The organism is Curtobacterium sp. JUb34 (genome assembly GCF_003755065.1).
In the GTDB taxonomy this organism is placed as follows: domain Bacteria; phylum Actinomycetota; class Actinomycetes; order Actinomycetales; family Microbacteriaceae; genus Curtobacterium.
In genome coordinates this window covers 1-19903 of record NZ_RJVH01000003.1, presented here as the reverse complement: position 1 = coordinate 19903, position 19903 = coordinate 1, and the positions used below count along the sequence as shown (strand labels likewise).

Sequence of the window (19903 nt, the reverse complement as noted above, 5' to 3'; positions counted from 1 at the left end):
CATCCGCTCGCATTTGTCAACCACCCGGTTGATACGATGGCGAGTGTGCCGATGCCACGAGATGCCGACGCCACTCGCGCGAGACTCCTGCTCGCCGCGCGCGACGAGTTCGCTGCGGTCGGGATCGCGGGGGCCCGCGTCGATCGGATAGCGGCCGCCGCCGCGAGCAACAAGGCGCAGATCTACCACTACTTCACCAGCAAGGACGGCCTGTTCGACGCGGTCTTCGACGCCATGGTCGCCGAGACGCTGGACGAGGTGACGATCGATCCGGCGGACCTCCCCGAGTACGCCGGACGGTTGCACGACTCCTACGTCGGGCGGCCCTGGGTCCAACGGCTCGCGACGTGGTACCGACTCGAGCGCGGCGACACGCAGCACCCGATCGACGCGGTCGTTCGGAGCAACACGGCGAAGCTCCAGGCGATCGAGGGTGCACAGCGCGACGGCCTGCTCTCGACCGCGTTCGACGCGGCCGAACTGCTCGGCCTCGTGATCCACACGGCTGCGCTCTGGAGCGGCGCGACCCCCGAGTACGCCCGGCTCACGGCCAGCGCCTCGGCTGCCCGCCGCCGCGCGGTCGTCGTGCAGGCGGTGGCCGCGATCACCGCGGGCTGAGCCGCCGAGCGGGGCGGTGCCAGACGAGCGCGGCGTTCGCGGCGTCGCGGGCGAAGCGGAGCACCCGCAGCACCACGATGTCGTGGTCGCCGGCACGGTGGACGGCCTCGACCGAGCACTCCAACCACGAGTGCGCACCGTCGAGCAGCACGGCCCCCGACCCGGTGTCGACGTGCGGCACACCGACCAGTCGCTGCGCCCGGTCGCGGGAGGCCAGCTGCCGGGTCTGCTCGGCGTGCCCCTCGGCGAGGACCGAGATGCCGAGCACCGGCGCCGCCGCCAGGTCGGGCCAGGTCGTCGACGAGTGCTGCACGGCGATCGTCGCGAGCGGCGGGTCGTAGGAGACCCCGACGGTGAACGAGGTGGCCACCATGACGACCGGCGCGCCCGCCACCCGGGCGGCGATGGCCGCCACGACCGAGGGGATCTCGGCGATCGCCTCGCGGATGTCGAGCGGGTCGCCGACGAACTCGTGCTGCATGGGGGTTCCTTCGTTCAGGAGCGGGCGAGCAGGGAGCGGGCACGTCGTTCGTCGGCACGCATCGCGGCGACGAGGGCGTCGGGCCCGGGGAACGTGCGCTGCCGACGGAGCCGACGGCCGACGGTGAGCTCGACGGGGGTGCCGTACAGGTCGCCGTCGAAGTCGAGCACGTGGATCTCGACGGTGCGCGGCCGGTCGGCGAAGGTGCTGTTGCTGCCGATCGACACGAGGGCCTCGCGCGTGCCGGGCCACGTCGGTGCGGTCAGCCACCCGACGTAGACGCCGTCCGACGGCACCGTACGGCCGTCGTCGGGAAGCAGGTTGGCGGTCGGGAACCCGAGCCCGTGGCCGACGCCGGCGCCGTGCACGACCGCGCCGGTGAGGACGGCCGGCGCCCGTCTCGGCAGGGAGACCGCCGCCACGAACGCCCCGAGTGCCGCCAGCGCCAGGGCGCCGAGGGCGACCGCGTCGGTCGACACCGCGAGCAGCACGGCGGTGACGGTGCTGCCCAGGACGGCACCGAGCTGCTTCACGGTGTTGAACGTGCTCGACGCCGCACCGATGGTCGCCGGGCCGGCCCCGAGCACCGCCGCGAGCGAGAACGGGGACCAGACGAACGCGTTCGCGACCCCGAAGCCGGTGAACGCCGCCGCGACCGCCCAGAGCGGAGCCGACGTCCCGATGAGCACAGCGGTGAGCGTCACCGAGACGACGAGCAGGACGGCACCGGTGGTCGCCGTCGCTCGCGGGCCGGCGGTGTTCGTCGTGCGGCCGACGAACGGTGCGGCGGCCAGGCAGGCGATCCCCATCGGCACGAGCACCAGGGCGGCTGCGCCGGCACCGAGTCCGCGCCCGTCCTGCAGGTCGAGCATCAGCGGGATCGGGGCAGAGCCGACGCAGAACGACGCGGCGGTCGCTCCCCACGAGCCGGTGACGAACCCGCGGTCACGGAACAGCCCGAGCGGGACGAGTGCCCGGTCGCCCGCTCGGCGCTGCACGGTGAGCACGGCGGCGACGACGAGCGCGCCGAGGACCACCAGACCGACCCGCGGCAGGGGTGCGGCGAGCACTCCGTCACCGGTCCCCTGCACGCCGACGACCACCGCGAACACCCCGGCGGTCACCCCGACGACGGCGAGCACCGGCAGCGGCACCGCGATGCGTCGGGACACCGGCACGAAGCGGAGCACGGCGACGGCGGTGACGATGCCGACGGGGACGTTCACCAGGAAGACCGACGGCCACCCCCACGCCTCGACGAGCACGCCCCCGACGATCGGGCCGGCGACGGTCGCGGCACCACCGCCGGCGCTCCAGACGGCGAGCGCGACGGCGAGCCGCGGCGGGTCGAACAACGAACGGATGACGGTCAGGCACTGGGGCGTCAGCAGCGCGGCGCCGACGCCCTGCACGGCGCGCCAGACGACGAGCGCACCGATCCCCGGCGCGAACGCGCAGCCGACGGACGCGACGGTGAACACCGCGAGCCCGAGCAGGTAGACGCGGCGGTGGCCGAAGCGGTCGCCGAGCCGTCCGGCGACGAGGAGCGGCACCGCGAACGCGAACAGGTAGGCGCTGTTCACCCAGACCGACAGGGACGCGTCGGTGCCGAGGTCGCTGCCGATGTCCGGCAGTGCGACGGACACGATCGTGCTGTCGAGCAGCAGCATGAAGAAGCCGAGGCAGAGCCCGCCGAGCGCGAGCCACCGACGGGCCGGGGTCACCTCACACCGCCAGGTTCTCGCGGAGCGTCGACCCCGGGTACCGCGGCGCCAGGGCACCGCGGGCACGCAGTTCCGGCACGAGGAGCTCGCTCAGGTCGGCGAACCCGGTGGGCATGCCGAGCGGGCTGGACAGCATGTAGCCGCCGCGTCCGCCGGTGGCCGCGAAGTTCTCCTGCAGGGCGTCGGCGACCCCCGCGGCGTCGCCGACCAGCATGTGGTCGAGGCCCGTCGCGGCACGCCAGCCGTGTTCGAAGAAGTCGTCGCGGTCCATCGTGTGGTCCTCGCCGAACTCGGCGACCAGGCTGCCGACCAGGCCGGCCGGGCTCGCCTGCGCGGCGACGATCTCGTCGCGCAGCTCGCCGAGCCGGAACGTCTCCGGCAGCGTGGAGAAGTCGTAGCCGGCGTTGTGCGAGATGAAGGTGCCGACGGCCTCGCGGTTCCAGAACGACAGCAGCGCGTCGCGGCGGGCGGCGGCCTCGGCGTCGGTGGCCCCGACGATGACCTGGGTCGCCCAGAGGATCCCGACGCCGGACGGGTCCCGACCGGCGTCGGTGAGCGCTGCGTCGAGCGCGTTCCGGTGCCGGAGCTGTCCGGCGACGCTCGACCCGAACCCGAACACCAGGTCGGCGAAGGACGCACTGGCGGCGATGCCGCGCGGCGAGTTGCCGGCCTGCACCACCACGGGGTGCCGCTGCGGGCTCGGGACGCTCGCGAGCGGGCCACGGACCTTGAAGAAGCGGCCGTCGTGGTCGATGGGGTGCACCCCGGCCGGGTCGGCGAACCGTCCGGTCGAGCGGTCGCGGACGATCGCGTCGGGGGCGACGGAGTCCCAGAGCGCACGGCAGACGCCGATGAACTCCTCCATCCGTTCGTACCGCAGGTCGTGGTCGATGAGGTGGTCTGACCCGTAGTTCGCTGCGTCCGCACCACGCGACGAGGCGACGACGTTGAACGCCATCCGTCCGCCGGTGACGTGGTCGAGCGAGTTGAGCAGCCGGGCGACGGAGAAGGGGTGCGTGAACGTCGACGAGTAGGTGAGCCCGAACCCGATGTGCTCGGTGACGGTGGACATCGCGGCGATCACGGGCGACATGTCCTGCCGGGGCCACTGGATGCCCCACTCGACGGCCGGGTCGATGCTGCCGCGCCACGTGCTCGGCACACCGGACCCGTCGCCGAAGAACAGCATGTCGACGCCGGCACGTTCGGCCGTGCGGGCCACCTCCATGTACATGCGGACGTCGGGGAAGTCCTGGCCGACCCAGCTGCCGGCCGCGGCCCACCGCCCCTCGGTGTGGGTGAAGGACAGGTCGTAGGCCAGGTGCATGCCGCTCATCGGGCACCCACCGGCGAAGCGGACGCGGACGCGGGCACAGACGCAGACACAGACACAGACGCAGAGGCGGACTCGCGCCACAGCGCCACCGTCTCGTCGGCGTCGGTCACGACGCCCACGTTCAGGTCGATCAGGGTGAGCGCGGCGTCGTGCACGTCGGTGTCGTACGCGGCGGTGGCGTCCTGCGGGACCACCACGGGCCAGCCGAGCTGCATCGCGTCCTGCGCGGTGGCGAGGACGCAGCACTCGGTCGTGAGTCCCACGACGGTGACCCAGCCGATCCCGGCGGAGGTGAGCCGGGCCTCCAGGTCGGTGCCCAGGAACCCGCTGTACCCGCGCTTCACGACGCGGGTCTCACCGGGCGCTGGCGCCGTGCGGTACCACTCGGCGCCCTCCGTGCCGATCCGGCAGGGCTCGTCGTCCGGCATGGGTCCGTCCGGGTCGCCCCCGCGCAGCCACGTGCTGGAACGCCACGGCCGGGCCGGGTCGCTGCCGAGTTCGACCCAGACCACGGGGACGCCCGTCGCGCGGGCCTCGTCGACGAGCGAGCCGATGCGGGTGACGGCGGCGTCCACGGCGACGGACGCGCGGTCGTCGAGTCCGTACGGCGCGATCCGCGCCGGCTCACCGAAGTCGCGCTGCACGTCGACGACGACGAGCGCGGGGCGCGGACCACCGGCCGGCGAGCCGGCAGCCGGCGAACCGGCCGCCAGCGAACCGCCAACCGGCGAACCGGCAGCCAACGATCCCCCGTCCAGCAGCCTGACGAGCCGTGGGTCGCGACCCACGTCGACTCCCCCGGTCACCGGACGACCGCCGCGTCGTGCTGGCGGAGCGCGGGCAGGACGGTCTCACCGAACAGCACCATGTCCTGGTCGTACTCGGGGAAGATCAGCATCAGGCCGTCGAGCTCGCCCCGGTCGACGATGTACTCGATGTGCTCGGTGACGGTCTCGGCCGACCCGGCGACGTACGCGGTCTGGAACGCGTCCTCGCCAGCGGCACCGTCCGCCCACGCCCGTGCCTGCTCGGCGGGGACGCCCCACGACGCCCGCATCGAGGCCAGCGCCTGTCGGTCGACGCCGGCACCCCACTCGCGCACCTTCCGCTGGGCGGCGGCGTCGGTCTCGCCCTGGACCACCGTGAGCATCGAGTACGTGCGGCATTCGCGGCCCTCGGCGGCGGCGCGGTCGTGCACGTCGCGGGACAACTCGCGCATCTCGTCGAGGCTGTCCGCCGCCAGGAAGGCCCCGTCGGCGTGCTTCGCCTGGAACGCCCTGGCCGCCTCGGACTTGCCGGCACTGATGATGGTCGGGCGCGACACGGGGTGGGGGCGGGACTCGCACGCGTCGAGGTCGAAGTACGGCGTGTGCATCGTGACGCTGTCCTCGGTCCACAGGCGCGTGACCGCCTCGGTCCAGAGTTCCGTCATCCGATACCGGTCGGCGTGGCTGAGGGCCGCGTCCCAGATCCCGAACTGCTCGAACTCCGCCGCGTAGGCGCCGTTGACGATGTTCATGCCGGCCCGGCCGCCGGAGATGTCCTGCAGCGTCGTGTACATCTTGGCGGCGACCGCCGGGTTGTGGACGTTGGCGTGCATCGTCGCCCAGATCTTGACCCGCTCGGTGGCCTCGGCGATCCCGGCCATCATCGTCATCGACTCCAGGGACCGGCCCCAGTGGTCCGTGGAGCCGCCGAAGCCGCGCCACTTCGCCATCGACATCACGAAGTCCAGGCCGATCGTCTCGGCGTGCAGCGCCGCGCGCTTGTTCCAGGCGTAGGTCGCCTCGGGGTGGGGTGCCGTGGTGGAGAGCATCCACCCGCCGTTGCCGATCGGGAGGAAGATCCCGTACTCCTTCGCGGGCATCTCACGCCGCCTTTCTGGTCGTTGCGGAACACTCGGTGACGATGGGGCTCACGGTGCGGGCCACACGGTCTCGCCGTCCTTCGTGATGGCGTCGATGTACTCGTTCGTGAACCAGCTCTTCGCGTCGTCGGCGGTCACGGAGCGCTTGACGATGTCGAACTGGTGCAGCATGTCGACGAGCTTCGTCACGTTCTCCGGGTCGATGCCGCCGAGCGGCTGGTCCGGCGTCGGGTTGTCCGCGATGACCTTTGTCTCGGTCGTCCAGATCTTGGTGTTCTGGGCCGTGTCGTACGTGGCGCCGGACAGCTTCGCGGCGTACCCGACGCACTGCTTCGTCTTCGCCTCGCTCGCGGAGCAGAAGTCGTAGGCGTGCAGGGCTGCGCGCAGGACGTCCTCGACCGCGGTCGGGTGCGCCTTCGCGAACGCCGGGTTCACGGCCATGGCGCCGATCGACGAGGGGATGTCGTAGTCGACGGGCTGCCAGACGGTGACGTCGTCACCGGCGGCCTTGAGCAGGTTCGGCTCGTTCGACACGAAGCCGGTCAGCGCCTCGAGGCCGTTCTGCTTGCGGGGCAGGACGGACGGGTCGTAGCCCTCCTTCACCAGTGTGAGGGAGTCCCACTCCACACCGGCCTTCTCCATCATCGCCCGGACCGACGCGGGGACGTAGCCCTTGTGGCCGACGACCTGGCCGTCGAGCTGCGGCAGCTCCGTGATGTCCTCGTTCGTCATCAGGACGTCGAGGCCGGCGTTCGAGTACGACGAGATCCCGGTGATGTCGATGCCGTTCGCTCGGGCCTGGATGAGGTCCTGCTCGGCGACGGCGGACACGGTGGCCTGGCCGCTGGCGAGCAGCTTCGTGTTCTGCGCGGTGTCACCGGACCCCGGCTTCAGGGTCACGTCGAGGCAGAGGTCCTTGAAGTAGCCGAGCTCGTCCGCCGCGATGTACTCGAGGATCGACGCCGACGACTGGTACTGGTAGCCGGACAGGTAGGTGATCGTGCCGGCGTCCTTGTTCTCCTTGCACCGCTCGGCCGAGATCGCGCTGCCCTCGGACGAGGTGGTGCCGGCGCTCGAGCCGGTGCTGCAGCCGGTGAGCGCGAGGGCGACGACGGCGGTGGCGAGGGCCGCGAGTGCGGCCGTGGTGCGGCGCGTGGTGCGGTGCTGCATGGTGCTGTGCTGCATGGTCACTCCTGTGGGAAGGGATGGGTGGTGCAGGGCGGGGCGGTGCAGGGCAGGTGCGGGTGGGGCGGTGGGTCGGCTGGCGTCGGCCTGGAGGCGCGGCTGACGTCGCGCGGGCAGGCTCGCGCCGGCGGGTGGTGCGGCAGGGCCGCGGGGCGGCCGCGGGGTGCGGCCGAGGGGCCGCGCGTCAGTCGTTCGCGGTGCGGTGCCAGTGCAGGACGCGACGCTCGACGAGGGTGATGAGTCCGAGCAGGACGACACCCATCACCGCGAGGATCGCGATGGCGGCGTAGACGACGGCGAGCTGGTTCATCGACGACGCCGTGCTGATCACGGTGCCGAGTCCCCCGGTCGATCCCGAGGCGGAGAGCTCCGCGACGACCGCGCCGATGATCGACAGCGGGAACACGATCCGGAGGGCTGCGAACACGAACGGCAGGGCGTTCGGGATCCGCAGGTGCACGAGCATCTCGAACCGGGACGCGTCGATCGTCCGGTACACCTGCAGCACGGGTTGCGGCACGGACCGCAGCCCCGCGGCGGTGTTGATCAGGATCGGGAAGAAGCAGATGAGCGCCGTGATGACGAGCTTCGGCAGCGGCCCGAACCCGAACGCCACGACCAGGGCCGGGGCGATCGCGACGAGCGGCGTGACGTTCAGCACGATCGCGATCGGCATGACCGCGCGTCGGACGATCGGCAGCTCACTCGTCAGCACCGCGAGCACGAACGCGGCGAGGAACCCGATGGCCAGGCCGACGAGCGACTCCGCCAGGGTGATGCCGGCGTTCTGCAGGTAGTACGGCAGCTGCGTGGCGAGGGTCTCCCCCACCGCGGGCAGCGGCGGCAGCAGGTACGGCATGGCCGTCGCCCCGATCTGCCAGAGCACCGCCAGGACGGCGAGCATCACGACGAGGGGCAACCAGACGGTCGGTCGGAGCCAACCGGGCACGGATCGGCGGGCGGTGCGCCGCTCGGCGTCGGCCGTGGTGACGGTCGCGGCGGGCGTGGAGGTGGTGGTCGCGCTCATGGTCCCGTCTCCCTCAGGCCGCATCGGCCGTGCGCCAGGCACTGTGCAGGCGGGTCCGGACGAGGTCTTCGTACTCGTGGAACCGCTGCTCCTCGAACAGGCGTTGGTTGCGCGGGCGGGGCAGGTCGATGTCGATGACGTCGACGATCCGGCCGGGGCGCGGCGCCATCACGACGACGGTGTCCGACATCCGGACGGCCTCGGACACCGAGTGCGTCACGAAGAGGACCGTCGTGCGCAGCTCGTCCCACAGGTCGAGCAGCTGGTCCTGCAGGCTCTCGCGGGTGAACTCGTCGAGTGCCGAGAACGGCTCGTCCATCAGCAGCACGTCGGGGCGCAGCCCGAATGCCCGGACGATCGCGGCGCGCTGCTGCATGCCGCCGGACAGCTGCGCGGGGAGCTTGTCCATCGCTTCGCCGAGGCCCGCCATGCGCAGGAGCTCACGCATGTCCGGACCGGCACCGGTGCCGCGCTCCTCGAGGTCGTCGATGGCGGCACGACGTCGGCCGGCGCCGGGGTTCACGCGGGCGGCGAGGGAGACGTTCTGCAACACCGTGAGCCAGGGCAGCAGCGCCGGCGTCTGGGGGACGAGCCCGATGAGCTTCGCCGCGCACGCCTGCGCCGGGGTGACCCCGTGCACCCGGACGTCACCGCGGTCGGCGGGCTCGAGCCCGGCCACGAGCCGGAGCAGCGTCGACTTCCCGCAGCCGCTCGGGCCGATGAGCGACACGAACTTGCCGGGCTCGATCGTCAGCCGGGCGTCGTCGAGCGCGACCATGGCGCTCGGGCCGCTGCCGTAGACCTTGCGCACCGCGTCCACGCGGACCGCTGATGTGGTCATCCGTTCCTCCATACCGTCGGCGAGCACGCAGGCTCGATCTCGTATGGCGGAGAGCGTGCGTCGCGAGCTCGGGTGGTCTGCGACGCGGAAATCCGCTGCTGGTGACGAGGTTAGGGCGCCCGTGTTACGGCGTCGGACCACATGTGTTGCGAACGTGTGAACGCGTGCGACGGCTCAGCGCGGTGACGGTGCGGCGGTCTCGCCGTCCCAGACGAGCACCTCGACGCCGAGGTCCTCGGCGGCGACCGCGACCCACCCGGCGAGCGCCCTCGCCGCGGGCTCGGCGACGACGAGCACGGCACGCTCGACCCCGGGGACCGACCGCCGCAGCCACAGCAGCTTGAACAGGTCCGCCATCACCTTGTTGCGCCAGGCGGGCTTGTAGGCGCCCTGGTTCGCGACGAGCTGCACGACCACGCGGTCGGCGTCGTCGATGCCCTCGACCTCGACCCGGGCGCGGTCGAGGACGACCGTGCGCGGGCGGAGGACGAGTCCGAGAGCGACCCCGGTGTGTTCGAGCATCCGGCGTTCGACGGAGTCGGGGGCGAACCGGCCCCACTCGGAGCGCGCGACGGGGACCTCGGTCATGTCGGCAGTGTAGGCGGGCCAGCCGCTCCGGATCGACTGGCGCGTCAGACCGACCGCGCGGCCACCTCGAGGGCCTCGGCCGCTTCCCCGGCGCGCACGATGTCGCTGTCGCTGACCGACCGCGCGTTGTACTCGGCTTTGGTCTTCACCGCCAACAGCACCTCGAGGTGCTTCGCGACCGACTGTCCAGCAGCCGCACGCAGCACGGGTACCGCTTCGTCGTGTGCTCCCGATCGCGAGTACTCGCCGGTCCGAGCGACGCAGATCGCGTCAGCCGCGGCGATGCCGCTGAGGACGCACTGCGTGACGAAGGCGTTCGCGAACTGCGATCCGGCAGTGAAGACCCCTGCGTCACCGCCGAGCGCGCGGAGGGCCTCTGCAGCTTCGAGGAACTCCGTCGCCTTGGCGAGCCGGCCCCTCCGGAACGACTCGTCGCCCGGTGCGGTGGTGCCGATTCGCGGGGTCATCCAGTCAGGGTACGGAGCTTCCGGGACAGCCATCGACCATCGCCTGCGATGGGAATACCGTCTCGGGCAACCGATGCGAGGAGCGAGTCGGTGCCGTCGATCTCGTCCTCGTCGAAGAGGACCGGCCGCACGGCGTTCCCGGTCCACCGACCGGCCGCACGGCACAACGCGTGGATCTGGTCCTCTGCCTCCGCACGTCGGCCGTGCTCGACGATGAAGCAGACATCGAGGTCGCTGTCCGGCCCCATCTCACCACGGGCGCCGGATCCGAAGAGCGCGGCGTATCGGAGGGGGATCGATCGACAGCCCGATCGGAGTCGTTCGAGGAGCGCGCGCCGGAGATCGGCCAGAGCGGTGATCGCATCGGCGGCGAGGTGTTCCCGGTTCAGGCTGAACGACTTCGTCCGTCCGGTCCGGTGCCCGTCGACGACACCCTGCTCGACCAGCCGATCCGCACTGTTCCGGACCCCGGCGTACGACCGGTCCGGCACCAGGCTGCAGATGTCCGAGATCGTCATCGGTCCTGGCGCTCGTGCCAACACGGCGAGCACATCGCCGTCCACGGAGGTGGTCACCGTCGCGAAGGGGCTTTGCAACTGCATCGGAACCTCCGATCGAATACGAGTAGAAATCTACCACTTCTAGTAGATTTCTACTCGTATCTGAGCATTTTCCTCAAACGACCGACCACCCGCCGTCGCTCGGCAGCACGGCGCCGTTCACGTTGGCGGAGTCGTCGCTGAGCAGCCAGGTGATCGCCGCGGCGAGCTGCTCCGGCTGCGCCACCGGCGGGATCGCGACCTGCATGATGGGGCCGACCCGGCTGGCGGCGTACTCGCTGCGCATCGGCGCCTCGATGTTCGTCGCGACCGCGCCCGGCGCGACCGCGTTCGCCCGGATGCCCTGCGGCCCGTGGAAGAACGCCACGCTCTTGGTGAACCCGGCGATCGCGTGCTTCGACGCCGTGTACGCGGCGCCCGCGGCCGAGGCGCGGAGTGCGGCCTCCGACGCGACGTTCACGACGACGCCGCGACCGGCGGTGATCATGTGCGGCAGGACAGCGCGGGTGAGGCGCATCGGTCCGGTGACGTTGACGCTGAAGACGCGGTCCCAGGTGGCGTCGTCGACCTCGCTCGGCGGCAGGAAGGCGTCCATGATGCCGGCGACGTTCGCCAGTCCGTCGATGCGATCGCCCGCGGCGGCGATGAGTGCGTCGATCGTCTCGGTCGCGGCGACGTCCCCGACGACGGTCTCGACGTCGAAACCGTCGAGTTCGGAGCGGAGGGCGTCGAGCCGCTCGGCGACGACGTCGGTCGCGATCACGCGCCCGCCCTCGTTCGCGATGCGCGTCGCCGTGGCGCGTCCGATGCCGGAGCCCGCCCCGGTGACGATGATGGTCCTGCCGGTGAACCGTCCGGCGGTGGTGTCGGTCATGTCGTCTCCTCACTGAGAGGCGCTCGCTGCGCCACGATCGTTATAGCACTCAGTGCCGAAAGGACTCCATGAGCTCGACGAGCGACCGGGCGACGAGCGACCGCCCGACGGGACGCCCCCGCACGATCGACCCGGACGCGGTGTCTCTCGTGGCGCTGCGCCTGTTCGACGAGCAGGGCTTCGACGCCGTCTCGATGGACGACGTCGCCACGGCCGCCGGGGTGAGCCGTCGATCGTTGTTCCGGCTGTTCCCGAACAAGGCGGCACTCGTCTGGGGCGGGCTCGACGAGTTCGCCTCGCGGTTCGGTGACGCACTGCGGGAGCGGCCGTCGACGGAATCGTCGTCCGTCGCACTGCGCGCCGCGTACCGGATCGGCGCGACCTTCCCCGACGACGCCGTGGAGGTCACCCGCCACCGCCTCCGCGTCATCCGCGCGAACCCCTCACTCGAGCACGTCGGTGCAGCCACGGTCACGAGCCTGACCGACGCGATCGTCCGGTTCGTGGCCGAGCGGGACGGCGCGACGCCCGACGACCTCGCGGTGTCGGTGCGGGCACACGCCCTGGCGGCCGCCGCGAGCGCCGCCCTCACCTGGTGGGCGCTGCACGGCGACGGCCGTCCGGAGGACGTCGTGGACCGCGCGCTCGCGCTGCTCGCCTGAGACGCGCTCTGGACACGACCACCGGACGGACTGGAGGCCCGTGGCGGGCGTGCCACGGGCCTCCAGTCCGACACCCGGCCGGGTTCAGCCCATCGCGCGCTTCCCACGGACGTCGCGCGACAGCGCGTCGATGCGCGCCACCTCGTCGTCAGTGAGCCGCACCTCGGCGGCTGCGACGTTCTCGGCGACGCGTCCGGGGTTGCGCGATCCGGGGATCGGGACCAGGTCGGCGCGCTTCGCCAGGACCCAGGCCAACGCGAGCTGCGAGAGCGAGATGCCCTTCGCGTCGGCGATCTCGGTGAGTGCGGTGACGACGGCGACGTTCGCGTCGAAGTGCTCCGGCGCCCACCACTCGAGCTGCTGGCGGATGTCGTCGGCCGCGTACGCGCTCGCCGGCTGCACGGCACCGCTCAGGAAGCCGCGCGCCAGCGGCGAGTAGGCGACGACGCCGATGCCGAGCTCGTCGACGAGGGGGAAGAGCGCCTCGGACTCCCGCGAGAAGACGGAGTACTCGGTCTGGAACGCCGAGATCGGGTGGACCGCATGCGCCCGGCGGATCTGGTCGACATCGGTGTTCGACAGGCCGAGGTACCGGACCTTGCCGGCCTGCACGAACTCCTGCATCACGCCGACGACGTCCTCGATCGGGACGGCCGGGTCGTGGACGTGCTGGTAGAGCAGGTCGATCGAGTCGGTGCCGAGGTTCTGCAGGCTCGCGTCCACCACCTGGCGGATGTGCTCCGGTCGGGAGTCCGGTGCGTACGCCTCGGGGGTGAACCCGAACTTGGTGGCGATCGTCACCTCGTCGCGGATCGGGGCGAGCGCCGCGCCGAGGAGCCGCTCGCCGGTCCCCCAGCCGTACAGCTCGGCCGTGTCGAAGTGCGTGACGCCGAGTTCGTGCGCGTGCCGGATCGCGGCGACGGACTCGGTGTCGTCGCCGGGTCCGTAGGCGAACGTGGTGCCCATGGCGCCGTAGCCGATGGCGCTGACGGTGAGGCCCTGTCGGCCGAGGGTGCGTTGCTGCATGGTGCCGTCCCTTCGTGACGTGTGGTGGTCATGCGAGTGGCACTGTACGCCACGATTGTCAGAGTCTGACAACTTGGACCGAAGATGACGTCGCGGTACGATCGGCCCGTGAGCGACGTGCGAACCGGCCTGCGGGACATCACCCGCGACGCCGTCCGCGCGCGCATCGCCGCCGTGGCACTCGAGCGGTTCGACACCGACGGGTTCGAGAACGTCACCGTGGAACAGGTCGCCGCCGAGGTGGGGATCTCGGCGCGGAGCTTCCATCGGTACTTCCCCGCGAAGGAGGACGCCGTCATCGGCGACCCCGCGCGACACCGGGACGCGCTCGCCGAGGCGTTCCGGTCTCGGTCGACGACCCAGCCGGTGTGGCCCGCGCTGCGCGAGGCGTTCGCCGAGATGCTCGAGCGCGGCAGCACCGACGACCCCGAGACCGGACGACGATCCGTCCGCGTGATGACGAGCACGGCGTCACTGCGCGCACGGAACCTCGAGAAGCACCAGGCCTGGGCGGACGTCCTGACGCCCCTCGTCGTCGAGCAGCTCCACGGGCCCGACGCCGAGCTGCGCGCACGAGTCCTCGTGCAGGCGGCCCTCGGTTGCTTCGACGTGGCGATCACCACCTGGGCCACGGGCGACGACCCCGACGCGGCCGCGATCCTGCGACGCGCGTTCGACGGCATCGCCCCGAGCGCCTGACGAGCGGACGCGCGCCGTCGTCCGGCGGTATCGTCCGGGCATGAACGCCACCGGACCGTCGCCGTACTTCCAGTTCGCCGGCACCGCCAGGCAGGCCCTCGAGCACTGGCGAGGGGTCTTCGGCGGCGAGGTCCGGATCGCGACCTACGCCGACTTCTCACGGACCGACGGCCCCGCCGACGCGGTCGCCCACGGGCAGCTCACCGGCGGACTCCAGCTCTTCGCCGCGGACGCGAGCGAGACCGACGAGCCGTTCGCGTCGACCGGATTGCTGTTCTCGCTGCTCGGCGCCGACGAACCCGACGTGCTGCGACGCTGGTTCGACGCGCTCGCCGAGGGTGGCACGGTGGTCGACCCGCTGCAGCAGCGACCGTGGGGTGACTGGGACGGCACGGTGCGGGACGCGTTCGGCGTCACGTGGCTCATCGGGTTCGAGGCGGCAGCCCTGGCGTGACGGGCGCCCTCGCTGGGATGACGGGCGCCCTCGCTGGGATGATGGGCGCATGACCGAGCACCCCACCGTCCTGTTCGTGTGCGTCCACAACGCCGGACGCTCCCAGATGGCCGCGGGGTGGCTGCAGCACCTCGCCGGTGACCGCGTCCGGGTGTTCTCCGCCGGCAGCGAGCCCGCCGATCAGGTGAACGCCGTCGCGGTGCAGGCCATGGCCGAACAGGGCATCGACATCGCGGCCGCCCGACCGGCGGTGCTCGAGACCGAGACCGTGCGCGAGTCGGACGTCGTCATCACCATGGGCTGCGGTGACGCCTGCCCGGTGTTCCCCGGCAAGCGCTACGAGGACTGGGACCTCGACGACCCGGCAGGGCTCGCCATCGAGCAGGTCCGGCCGATCCGCGACGACATCCGGTCGCGCGTCGAGCAGTTGATCGCGTCGCTGTAGACGACTACTGCTGGTCGGACGGCAGCAGCGGCGCCCAGTAGGCGTCCGGGCCGTCGGCCTGCACGGCGTCGCGCTCGAAGCGGAAGCCGTACTCCCGCACGAAGTCGAGTGCGGCGGCCTGCTCGTCCTCGGCGTCGTCGTGCGCGGCGTCGAACAGGTACACCCCGTGCCCCATCTTCACGCCCGAGTCGCTGATCAACGTGAGGTCCCAACGCCCTTCCTCGGCGCGTTCGATCCGCACGACGGCGGCCTGGGCAGCGGTGAAGTCAGCCATGCCGTCAGCCTACGGACGGTGGCCCGGTGGCGTTCAGGGTCGGTCGCGCCCAGTACGCTGAGCACCGTCACAGGCCCGGACGAGCGGAGAACGAAGTCATGTCAGTCGGATTGCTCGCCGTGGTGGACGACATCCTCTCCGCGGCCCTGAAGGCGAGCGCGAAGACCGCCGGTGTCGTCATCGACGACGCCGCGGTCACCCCGCAGTACGTGCAGGGGCTCGCGCCGGCCCGGGAGCTCCCGGTCGTCGGGCGCATCGCGCTCGGCAGCCTGTTCAACAAGTTCATCATCATCATCCCGCTGGCGCTGCTGCTCACCGCGTTCGCTCCCTGGGTGCTGCCGTACCTCCTGCTCATCGGCGGGACGTACCTCTGCTTCGAGGGCGCGGAGAAGGTCACCGAGTGGTTCGGTGTCCACCACGGCGCAGGCTCCACCGACTCGGTCACCGAACCGAAGCTCGTGTTCGGCGCCATCCGGACCGACCTCATCCTGAGCACCGAGATCATGCTCATCGCCCTGGCCGGTCTCGACCCCGACCTCGGGCTCTGGCCGACACTCGGTGCCCTCATCGTGATCGGGCTCGTGATGACCGCGGTCGTCTACGGCGCCGTGGCCCTGCTGGTGAAGATCGACGACGTCGGCCTGCAGATGATGAAGAACTCGGTCCGCCGCACCCGTCGCACCGGAGCGCGGATCGTTCGGGCCATGCCGACGGTCTTCCGGGTCATCAGCGTGATCGGCACCGTCGCCATGCTGTGGGTCGGCGGGCACCTGGTCATCGCGAACCTCGCCGAGACGTTCTGGCACGGTCCGTACGACCTGCTGCACACGATCGAGCACGCGATCGAGGCCGCCGGCCCGGTCGTGACGTGGACCGTGGACACCGCGATCTCGGCGGTCGCCGGCGTCGTCCTCGGCATGGTCGTCGTGGCGATCGTCCTCGGCATCGGTCGCCTCCGCGGGAAGCACTGACTGACACTTCTGTTCCGCCATCGGAACACGAGTGTCCCGACGGACCACGCGTCGAACGACTCGTGGTCCGTTGCAGAACCGACTCGTGGTCCGTCGCAGAACCGGTGCCGCGCGGCAGGATTACCCTGACGCGCATGGCAACGGTGCGACAGGTCCAGGTGACGTTCGACTGCGCCGAACCGGAGCGGGTCGCCCGGTTCTGGTGCGAGGTCCTCGGCTACGAGGTCCCTGCTCCCCCGCCCGGGTTCGACGACTGGCAGGCGTTCAACGCCTCGCTCCCGCCCGCGCACCAGGACTCCGCCTTCGCGTGCGTCGACCCGACCGGTGCCGGCCCGCGCCTGTTCTTCCAGCGGGTGCCCGAGGGCAAGACGGTCAAGAACCGCGTGCACCTGGACGTCCGGGTCGGCACCGGCCTGGTCGGCGAGGAGCGCCTCGCCGCGCTCGACGCCGAGAGCGCACGCCTGGTCGCACTCGGTGCGACCCAGTTCCGCCGCATGCTCGCGGACCAGGTGAACGAGTCCTGCATCGTGATGCAGGACGTCGAGGGCAACGAGTTCTGCCTCGACTGATCCGCGAGCTGCGGCGGCGGGCTCAGGCGACCGGCCCGTAGAGCGGCGTCTCCGCCTGGTCGAGCTCCAGCTCGGCGGTCTGCTGGATGAGTGCCAGCAGGTCGGCATCGAGTCCGGGAGCGAACTCCTCGAGGCGCTCCGGAGCGATGAACGACGGCGCTCCCACCGGGGCCTGCTCGGACGCGGACAGGTCCGTGCCGTCCTTCGACGGCGATGCCCCGCGGAAGACCTTGCCCGCCTCGGACGCCCCGTCGAGGTCGAAGCTGTACTGCTTGCTCTGCAGCCCGAGGTCGACGAGTTCCTTGACCTCCGGGAACCGCTCGGCGTTCGTCTTCGGGATCGGCAGCAGGGTCTTCCAGTCGACGCCGAGGGTCTCGAGGGCCTTCGCGTAGGCGTTCTCGTGCGCCTGGTCGCGGACGATCAGGTACGCGATGGTGCTGCGCGCGGTGGGGTTGTCCGTCATCTCGTAGATCCGGCACTTCTGCAGGCGACCCGTGGACTCGAGCATCAGGTTGTACAGCAGGTCGAGCGGCAGGTTGCCGGAGTTGTAGACGTAGCTGCCGCTCCACGGGTTGCCGGCCGCATCGACCGGCAGGGCGCCCTGCGCACCGACCAGGTAGTGGTGGATGTTGCTCGTGTCGAGTGCGATGTTGAGCGGCGTCGTACCCTTCGCACCGGGCTTGTCGAGCGGGTCGGTGAGCTTGCCGGTGTACTCGGGCGAGCCGTCGAGCAGGCGGGAGATCGTGGTGCCGATGAGCTCGACGTGGCTGATCTCCTCGGTGCCGACCCCCTGGATGAGGTCGCGGTACGGCTTCGCCGCCGGGCCGCGGAAGTTCATCGCCTGGAACAGGTACTGCATCATCGTGCGCATCTCGCCGAACTGCCCGCCGAGCCCTTCCTGCAGGGCGTTCGCGGCTGCCGGGTCGGGCTCGCCGTCGGCGATCTCGTTGATCCAGGTCTGTGCGTGGAAGTACATGGCGCCTCCTTGCTGGTCGCGACGGATCCGCCGCGTGCCTCACGGTCGTCCGGCGTCCCTGGCAGGCGACACGGGTCGTCCACTGAGCGCGGTATCGTCATCGGCGCCGCACCGCAGCGCCCGGAAGGACCCCCGAACCGATGACCGTCAGTCCCGACGTCGACACCGCCGCCCTCGACGACCTGCTGGGGGTGGACCAGGTCCTCCGCGACCCGGCGTCGCTCGAGCGGTACCGCCACGACGACGCCGAATGGGCGGACTCCACGGCGCCGCTCGCCGTCGTCCTCGCCCGCACGACCGACGACGTCGTCGCCACCGTCAAGTGGGCGGCGGCGGCCGGGGTCCGGGTCGTGCCGCGCGGCGCCGGGACCGGTCTGTCCGGCGGGGCGAACGCGATGGCCGGATCGGTCGTCCTGTCGCTCGAGCGGATGGACGCGGTCCTCGAGGTCAACACCGACGAGCGGTACGCGGTCGCCCAGCCAGGTGTGGTCAACGACGCCCTGCGTGCAGCAGTCGCGGAGCACGGGCTCTGGTACCCGCCGGACCCGGCGAGCTCGGCCATCTCGACGATCGGCGGCAACGTCGCGACGAACGCCGGCGGGATCTGCTGCGTCAAGTACGGCGTCACCCGCGACTACGTGCTCGGGATGACCGTCGTGCTGGCCGACGGTTCCGTGGTCGAGCTCGGCCGCCGCACGGCGAAGGGCGTCGCCGGCTACGACCTGGCCGGCCTGATGGTCGGCTCCGAGGGCACGCTCGGCATCGTCGTGTCGGTGACCGTCAAGCTGCTCCCCCTGGCCGGCCGCGACGAGCGCGCCGTGATCGGGTACTTCCCCTCGCTCAGCGCCGCCGGGGACGCCGTCGCGGCGATCTCACGCGCCGGCATCATCCCCGCAGCGCTCGAGATCGTCGACCGGACCTGCCTGCGGGCCGTCGATGACTGGATGCACCTGGGGCTGCCGTCCGACGTCGACACCCTGCTGCTGGCACGGGTCGACGAGCGGGGTGCGGCGGGCGACGACCTCGCCGACCAGGTCGCCGCGGTCTTCGCACGGGCCGGCGGCACCGACGTCGAGCGGGCCACGGACCCCGACGACATCGCCCGGCTGTTCCAGGCGCGGCGGCTCGCGTACCCGGCGCTCGAGCGGCTCGGCCCGGTGCTGACCGAGGACATCTGCGTGCCGCGCAGCGCGGTGCCCGAGATGCTCCGGCGGATCCAGGCGACCGCTGCGGGGCACGACGTCACGATCGCGAACATCGCGCACGCCGGCGACGGCAACCTGCACCCGCTGATCATCGCGCCCGTGGGCGACGACGCGGCGAAGGCCCGCGCGAAGCACGCGTTCGACCAGATCGTCGCGGACTGCCTGGCGCTCGGCGGCACCGTCACGGGCGAGCACGGCGTCGGGCTGCTCAAGTTGCCGGGCCTGCGACAGGAGCTCGGCGAGCGGGTCCTGGCGATGCACCGTTCCGTGAAGGACGCCCTGGACCCGGCGGGCACCCTGAATCCCGGCAAGGCGTTCTGAACGCGCGGAGACGACGGACGGGAGGCCCGGTGCCAGCTGGCACCGGGCCTCCCGTCCGTCAGCCGGTCGCGTTCAGCGCCCGGCGTGCGTCACGCAGTCGCGGTCAGCGACGGCGGAAGTAGCCGTTCGCGCCACCGACGTACATCAGGATCGTCGCGACGAGCACGGCGACGGCACCGATCCACCCGAAGGCGTTGCCGCCCGACGCTGCGCCCACGCCCACACCGATGAGCTGCAGGATCGCGAGCACGGTGAGCACGATGCGGGCCCAGTTGCGACCGTCGCGCATCTTGAAGACGATGATGAGCTCGATCACGGCGAGGACGAAGGCGAAGATCGCTCCACCGACGAGCGGGGCGGTGCCGACACTGTCGGCGACGTCGGCAGAGCTGCCGGACGTGAGGCTGATGATGCCCTGCACGATGTTCGCCAGGACCACCACCAGCCAGATGATGAACGACACGGTGACGCTGGTCGGACGGCTGTTCGTGTTTGCCATGTGAGGAACCCTTCGTGAACGGCCGCGTCCAGCGGCCACACAGCGAACGTACATGAGCACTGGAGGTCTGTCCGGAAGCCGGCGAAGGTCACGGACCGGTAACGAGGACAGATCGGTCCAAACCGTTTCGCCGAGGCCGCCGAATCACCTGCACAGACCGGGAACCACCCGGAGCGCTCACCAGCCGCACATTGCTGGTTCTCCACCCTGCACCAGGGTGTGTTCGGCGCGCAC

The 19903-nt window shown here is 71.3% G+C and carries 24 protein-coding genes; 8 read left to right on the top strand and 16 right to left on the bottom strand.

What is annotated here, in order from left to right:
* The first annotated feature begins 51 nt into the window (after positions 1–51).
* A complete protein-coding gene (locus EDF63_RS11325; RefSeq protein WP_123313598.1) occupies positions 52–618 on the top strand; it encodes a TetR family transcriptional regulator in 567 nt (188 codons plus the stop codon).
* On the opposite strand, the gene EDF63_RS11320 is transcribed toward EDF63_RS11325, so the two are convergent.
* From EDF63_RS11320 to EDF63_RS11265, 12 genes are all read right to left on the bottom strand, one after another.
* The gene (locus EDF63_RS11320; protein WP_123313181.1) at positions 605–1099 is read right to left on the bottom strand and encodes a flavin reductase family protein; all 495 of its coding nucleotides are present in this window, start codon (positions 1097–1099) and stop codon (positions 605–607) included. The two genes, EDF63_RS11325 and EDF63_RS11320, sit on opposite strands and share 14 nt — an antisense overlap.
* A gap of 14 nt (positions 1100–1113) precedes the next feature.
* A complete protein-coding gene (locus EDF63_RS11315) occupies positions 1114–2823 on the bottom strand; it encodes an MDR family MFS transporter (protein ID WP_260233075.1) in 1710 nt (569 codons plus the stop codon).
* Between the two features lies 1 nt (position 2824).
* On the bottom strand, positions 2825–4159 hold the full coding sequence (locus EDF63_RS11310; protein ID WP_123313180.1) for an NtaA/DmoA family FMN-dependent monooxygenase: 1335 nt from the start codon (positions 4157–4159) through the stop codon (positions 2825–2827).
* Entirely contained in the window at positions 4156–4902 is a 747-nt protein-coding gene (locus EDF63_RS11305) for a cysteine hydrolase family protein (RefSeq protein WP_260233074.1), read from the bottom strand. Before EDF63_RS11305 ends, EDF63_RS11310 begins: the two co-directional genes overlap by 4 nt.
* A gap of 59 nt (positions 4903–4961) precedes the next feature.
* Positions 4962–6026 carry an LLM class flavin-dependent oxidoreductase gene (locus EDF63_RS11300; protein WP_123313179.1) on the bottom strand — a complete coding sequence of 355 codons (1065 nt, stop codon included), beginning with the start codon at positions 6024–6026 and terminating at the stop codon, positions 4962–4964.
* Positions 6027–6074: 48 nt separating this feature from the next.
* Positions 6075–7211, bottom strand: coding sequence for an ABC transporter substrate-binding protein (locus EDF63_RS11295; RefSeq protein ID WP_260233073.1), 1137 nt, complete (start codon positions 7209–7211; stop codon positions 6075–6077).
* Positions 7212–7395: 184 nt separating this feature from the next.
* Positions 7396–8238 carry an ABC transporter permease gene (locus EDF63_RS11290; protein ID WP_123313178.1) on the bottom strand — a complete coding sequence of 281 codons (843 nt, stop codon included), beginning with the start codon at positions 8236–8238 and terminating at the stop codon, positions 7396–7398.
* Positions 8239–8251: 13 nt separating this feature from the next.
* Complete coding sequence (locus tag EDF63_RS11285) at positions 8252–9079, bottom strand: ABC transporter ATP-binding protein (RefSeq protein ID WP_123313594.1); 828 nt, start codon at positions 9077–9079, stop codon at positions 8252–8254.
* A 174-nt stretch (positions 9080–9253) separates the two neighbouring features.
* The gene (locus tag EDF63_RS11280) at positions 9254–9667 is read right to left on the bottom strand and encodes a hypothetical protein (RefSeq protein WP_123313177.1); all 414 of its coding nucleotides are present in this window, start codon (positions 9665–9667) and stop codon (positions 9254–9256) included.
* Positions 9668–9711: 44 nt separating this feature from the next.
* Positions 9712–10134, bottom strand: coding sequence for a hypothetical protein (locus tag EDF63_RS11275; protein WP_123313176.1), 423 nt, complete (start codon positions 10132–10134; stop codon positions 9712–9714).
* On the bottom strand, positions 10131–10736 hold the full coding sequence (locus EDF63_RS11270; protein WP_123313175.1) for a nucleotidyltransferase domain-containing protein: 606 nt from the start codon (positions 10734–10736) through the stop codon (positions 10131–10133). Before EDF63_RS11270 ends, EDF63_RS11275 begins: the two co-directional genes overlap by 4 nt.
* A 73-nt stretch (positions 10737–10809) precedes the next feature.
* Positions 10810–11568: an SDR family NAD(P)-dependent oxidoreductase gene (locus EDF63_RS11265; RefSeq protein ID WP_123313174.1), complete on the bottom strand. Its 759-nt coding sequence runs from the start codon at positions 11566–11568 to the stop codon at positions 10810–10812.
* Positions 11569–11636: 68 nt separating this feature from the next.
* On the opposite strand from EDF63_RS11265, the gene EDF63_RS11260 reads away from it, so the two are divergent.
* On the top strand, positions 11637–12230 hold the full coding sequence (locus tag EDF63_RS11260) for a TetR family transcriptional regulator (RefSeq protein WP_123313173.1): 594 nt from the start codon (positions 11637–11639) through the stop codon (positions 12228–12230).
* An 84-nt stretch (positions 12231–12314) separates the two neighbouring features.
* On the opposite strand, the gene EDF63_RS11255 is transcribed toward EDF63_RS11260, so the two are convergent.
* Positions 12315–13256: an aldo/keto reductase gene (locus tag EDF63_RS11255; RefSeq protein WP_123313172.1), complete on the bottom strand. Its 942-nt coding sequence runs from the start codon at positions 13254–13256 to the stop codon at positions 12315–12317.
* 108 nt (positions 13257–13364) lie between these two features.
* On the opposite strand from EDF63_RS11255, the gene EDF63_RS11250 reads away from it, so the two are divergent.
* Genes EDF63_RS11250 through EDF63_RS11240 form a run of 3 tightly spaced genes read left to right on the top strand, consistent with a single transcriptional unit; the run spans position 13365 to position 14854 of the window.
* Entirely contained in the window at positions 13365–13955 is a 591-nt protein-coding gene (locus EDF63_RS11250; RefSeq protein WP_181437665.1) for a TetR/AcrR family transcriptional regulator, read from the top strand.
* A gap of 40 nt (positions 13956–13995) precedes the next feature.
* Positions 13996–14409 carry a VOC family protein gene (locus EDF63_RS11245; RefSeq protein WP_123313170.1) on the top strand — a complete coding sequence of 138 codons (414 nt, stop codon included), beginning with the start codon at positions 13996–13998 and terminating at the stop codon, positions 14407–14409.
* Between the two features lie 49 nt (positions 14410–14458).
* On the top strand, positions 14459–14854 hold the full coding sequence (locus EDF63_RS11240) for an arsenate reductase ArsC (RefSeq protein WP_123313169.1): 396 nt from the start codon (positions 14459–14461) through the stop codon (positions 14852–14854).
* A gap of 4 nt (positions 14855–14858) precedes the next feature.
* On the opposite strand, the gene EDF63_RS11235 is transcribed toward EDF63_RS11240, so the two are convergent.
* Positions 14859–15128 carry a hypothetical protein gene (locus EDF63_RS11235; protein ID WP_123313168.1) on the bottom strand — a complete coding sequence of 90 codons (270 nt, stop codon included), beginning with the start codon at positions 15126–15128 and terminating at the stop codon, positions 14859–14861.
* 98 nt (positions 15129–15226) lie between these two features.
* Here EDF63_RS11235 and EDF63_RS11230 point away from each other — a divergent pair, with 98 nt between their 5' ends.
* Complete coding sequence (locus EDF63_RS11230; RefSeq protein ID WP_123313167.1) at positions 15227–16099, top strand: DUF808 domain-containing protein; 873 nt, start codon at positions 15227–15229, stop codon at positions 16097–16099.
* Between the two features lie 134 nt (positions 16100–16233).
* On the top strand, positions 16234–16668 hold the full coding sequence (locus EDF63_RS11225) for a VOC family protein (protein ID WP_123313166.1): 435 nt from the start codon (positions 16234–16236) through the stop codon (positions 16666–16668).
* Between the two features lie 22 nt (positions 16669–16690).
* Here EDF63_RS11225 and EDF63_RS11220 read toward each other — a convergent pair whose 3' ends face one another.
* Positions 16691–17644 carry a manganese catalase family protein gene (locus tag EDF63_RS11220; protein ID WP_123313165.1) on the bottom strand — a complete coding sequence of 318 codons (954 nt, stop codon included), beginning with the start codon at positions 17642–17644 and terminating at the stop codon, positions 16691–16693.
* Positions 17645–17784: 140 nt separating this feature from the next.
* Here EDF63_RS11220 and EDF63_RS11215 point away from each other — a divergent pair, with 140 nt between their 5' ends.
* Positions 17785–19170 carry an FAD-binding oxidoreductase gene (locus EDF63_RS11215; protein WP_123313164.1) on the top strand — a complete coding sequence of 462 codons (1386 nt, stop codon included), beginning with the start codon at positions 17785–17787 and terminating at the stop codon, positions 19168–19170.
* 103 nt (positions 19171–19273) lie between these two features.
* Here the strand turns inward: EDF63_RS11215 and EDF63_RS11210 are convergent, their stop codons facing one another.
* A complete protein-coding gene (locus tag EDF63_RS11210; RefSeq protein WP_123313163.1) occupies positions 19274–19669 on the bottom strand; it encodes a hypothetical protein in 396 nt (131 codons plus the stop codon).
* Positions 19670–19903 lie beyond the last annotated feature (234 nt).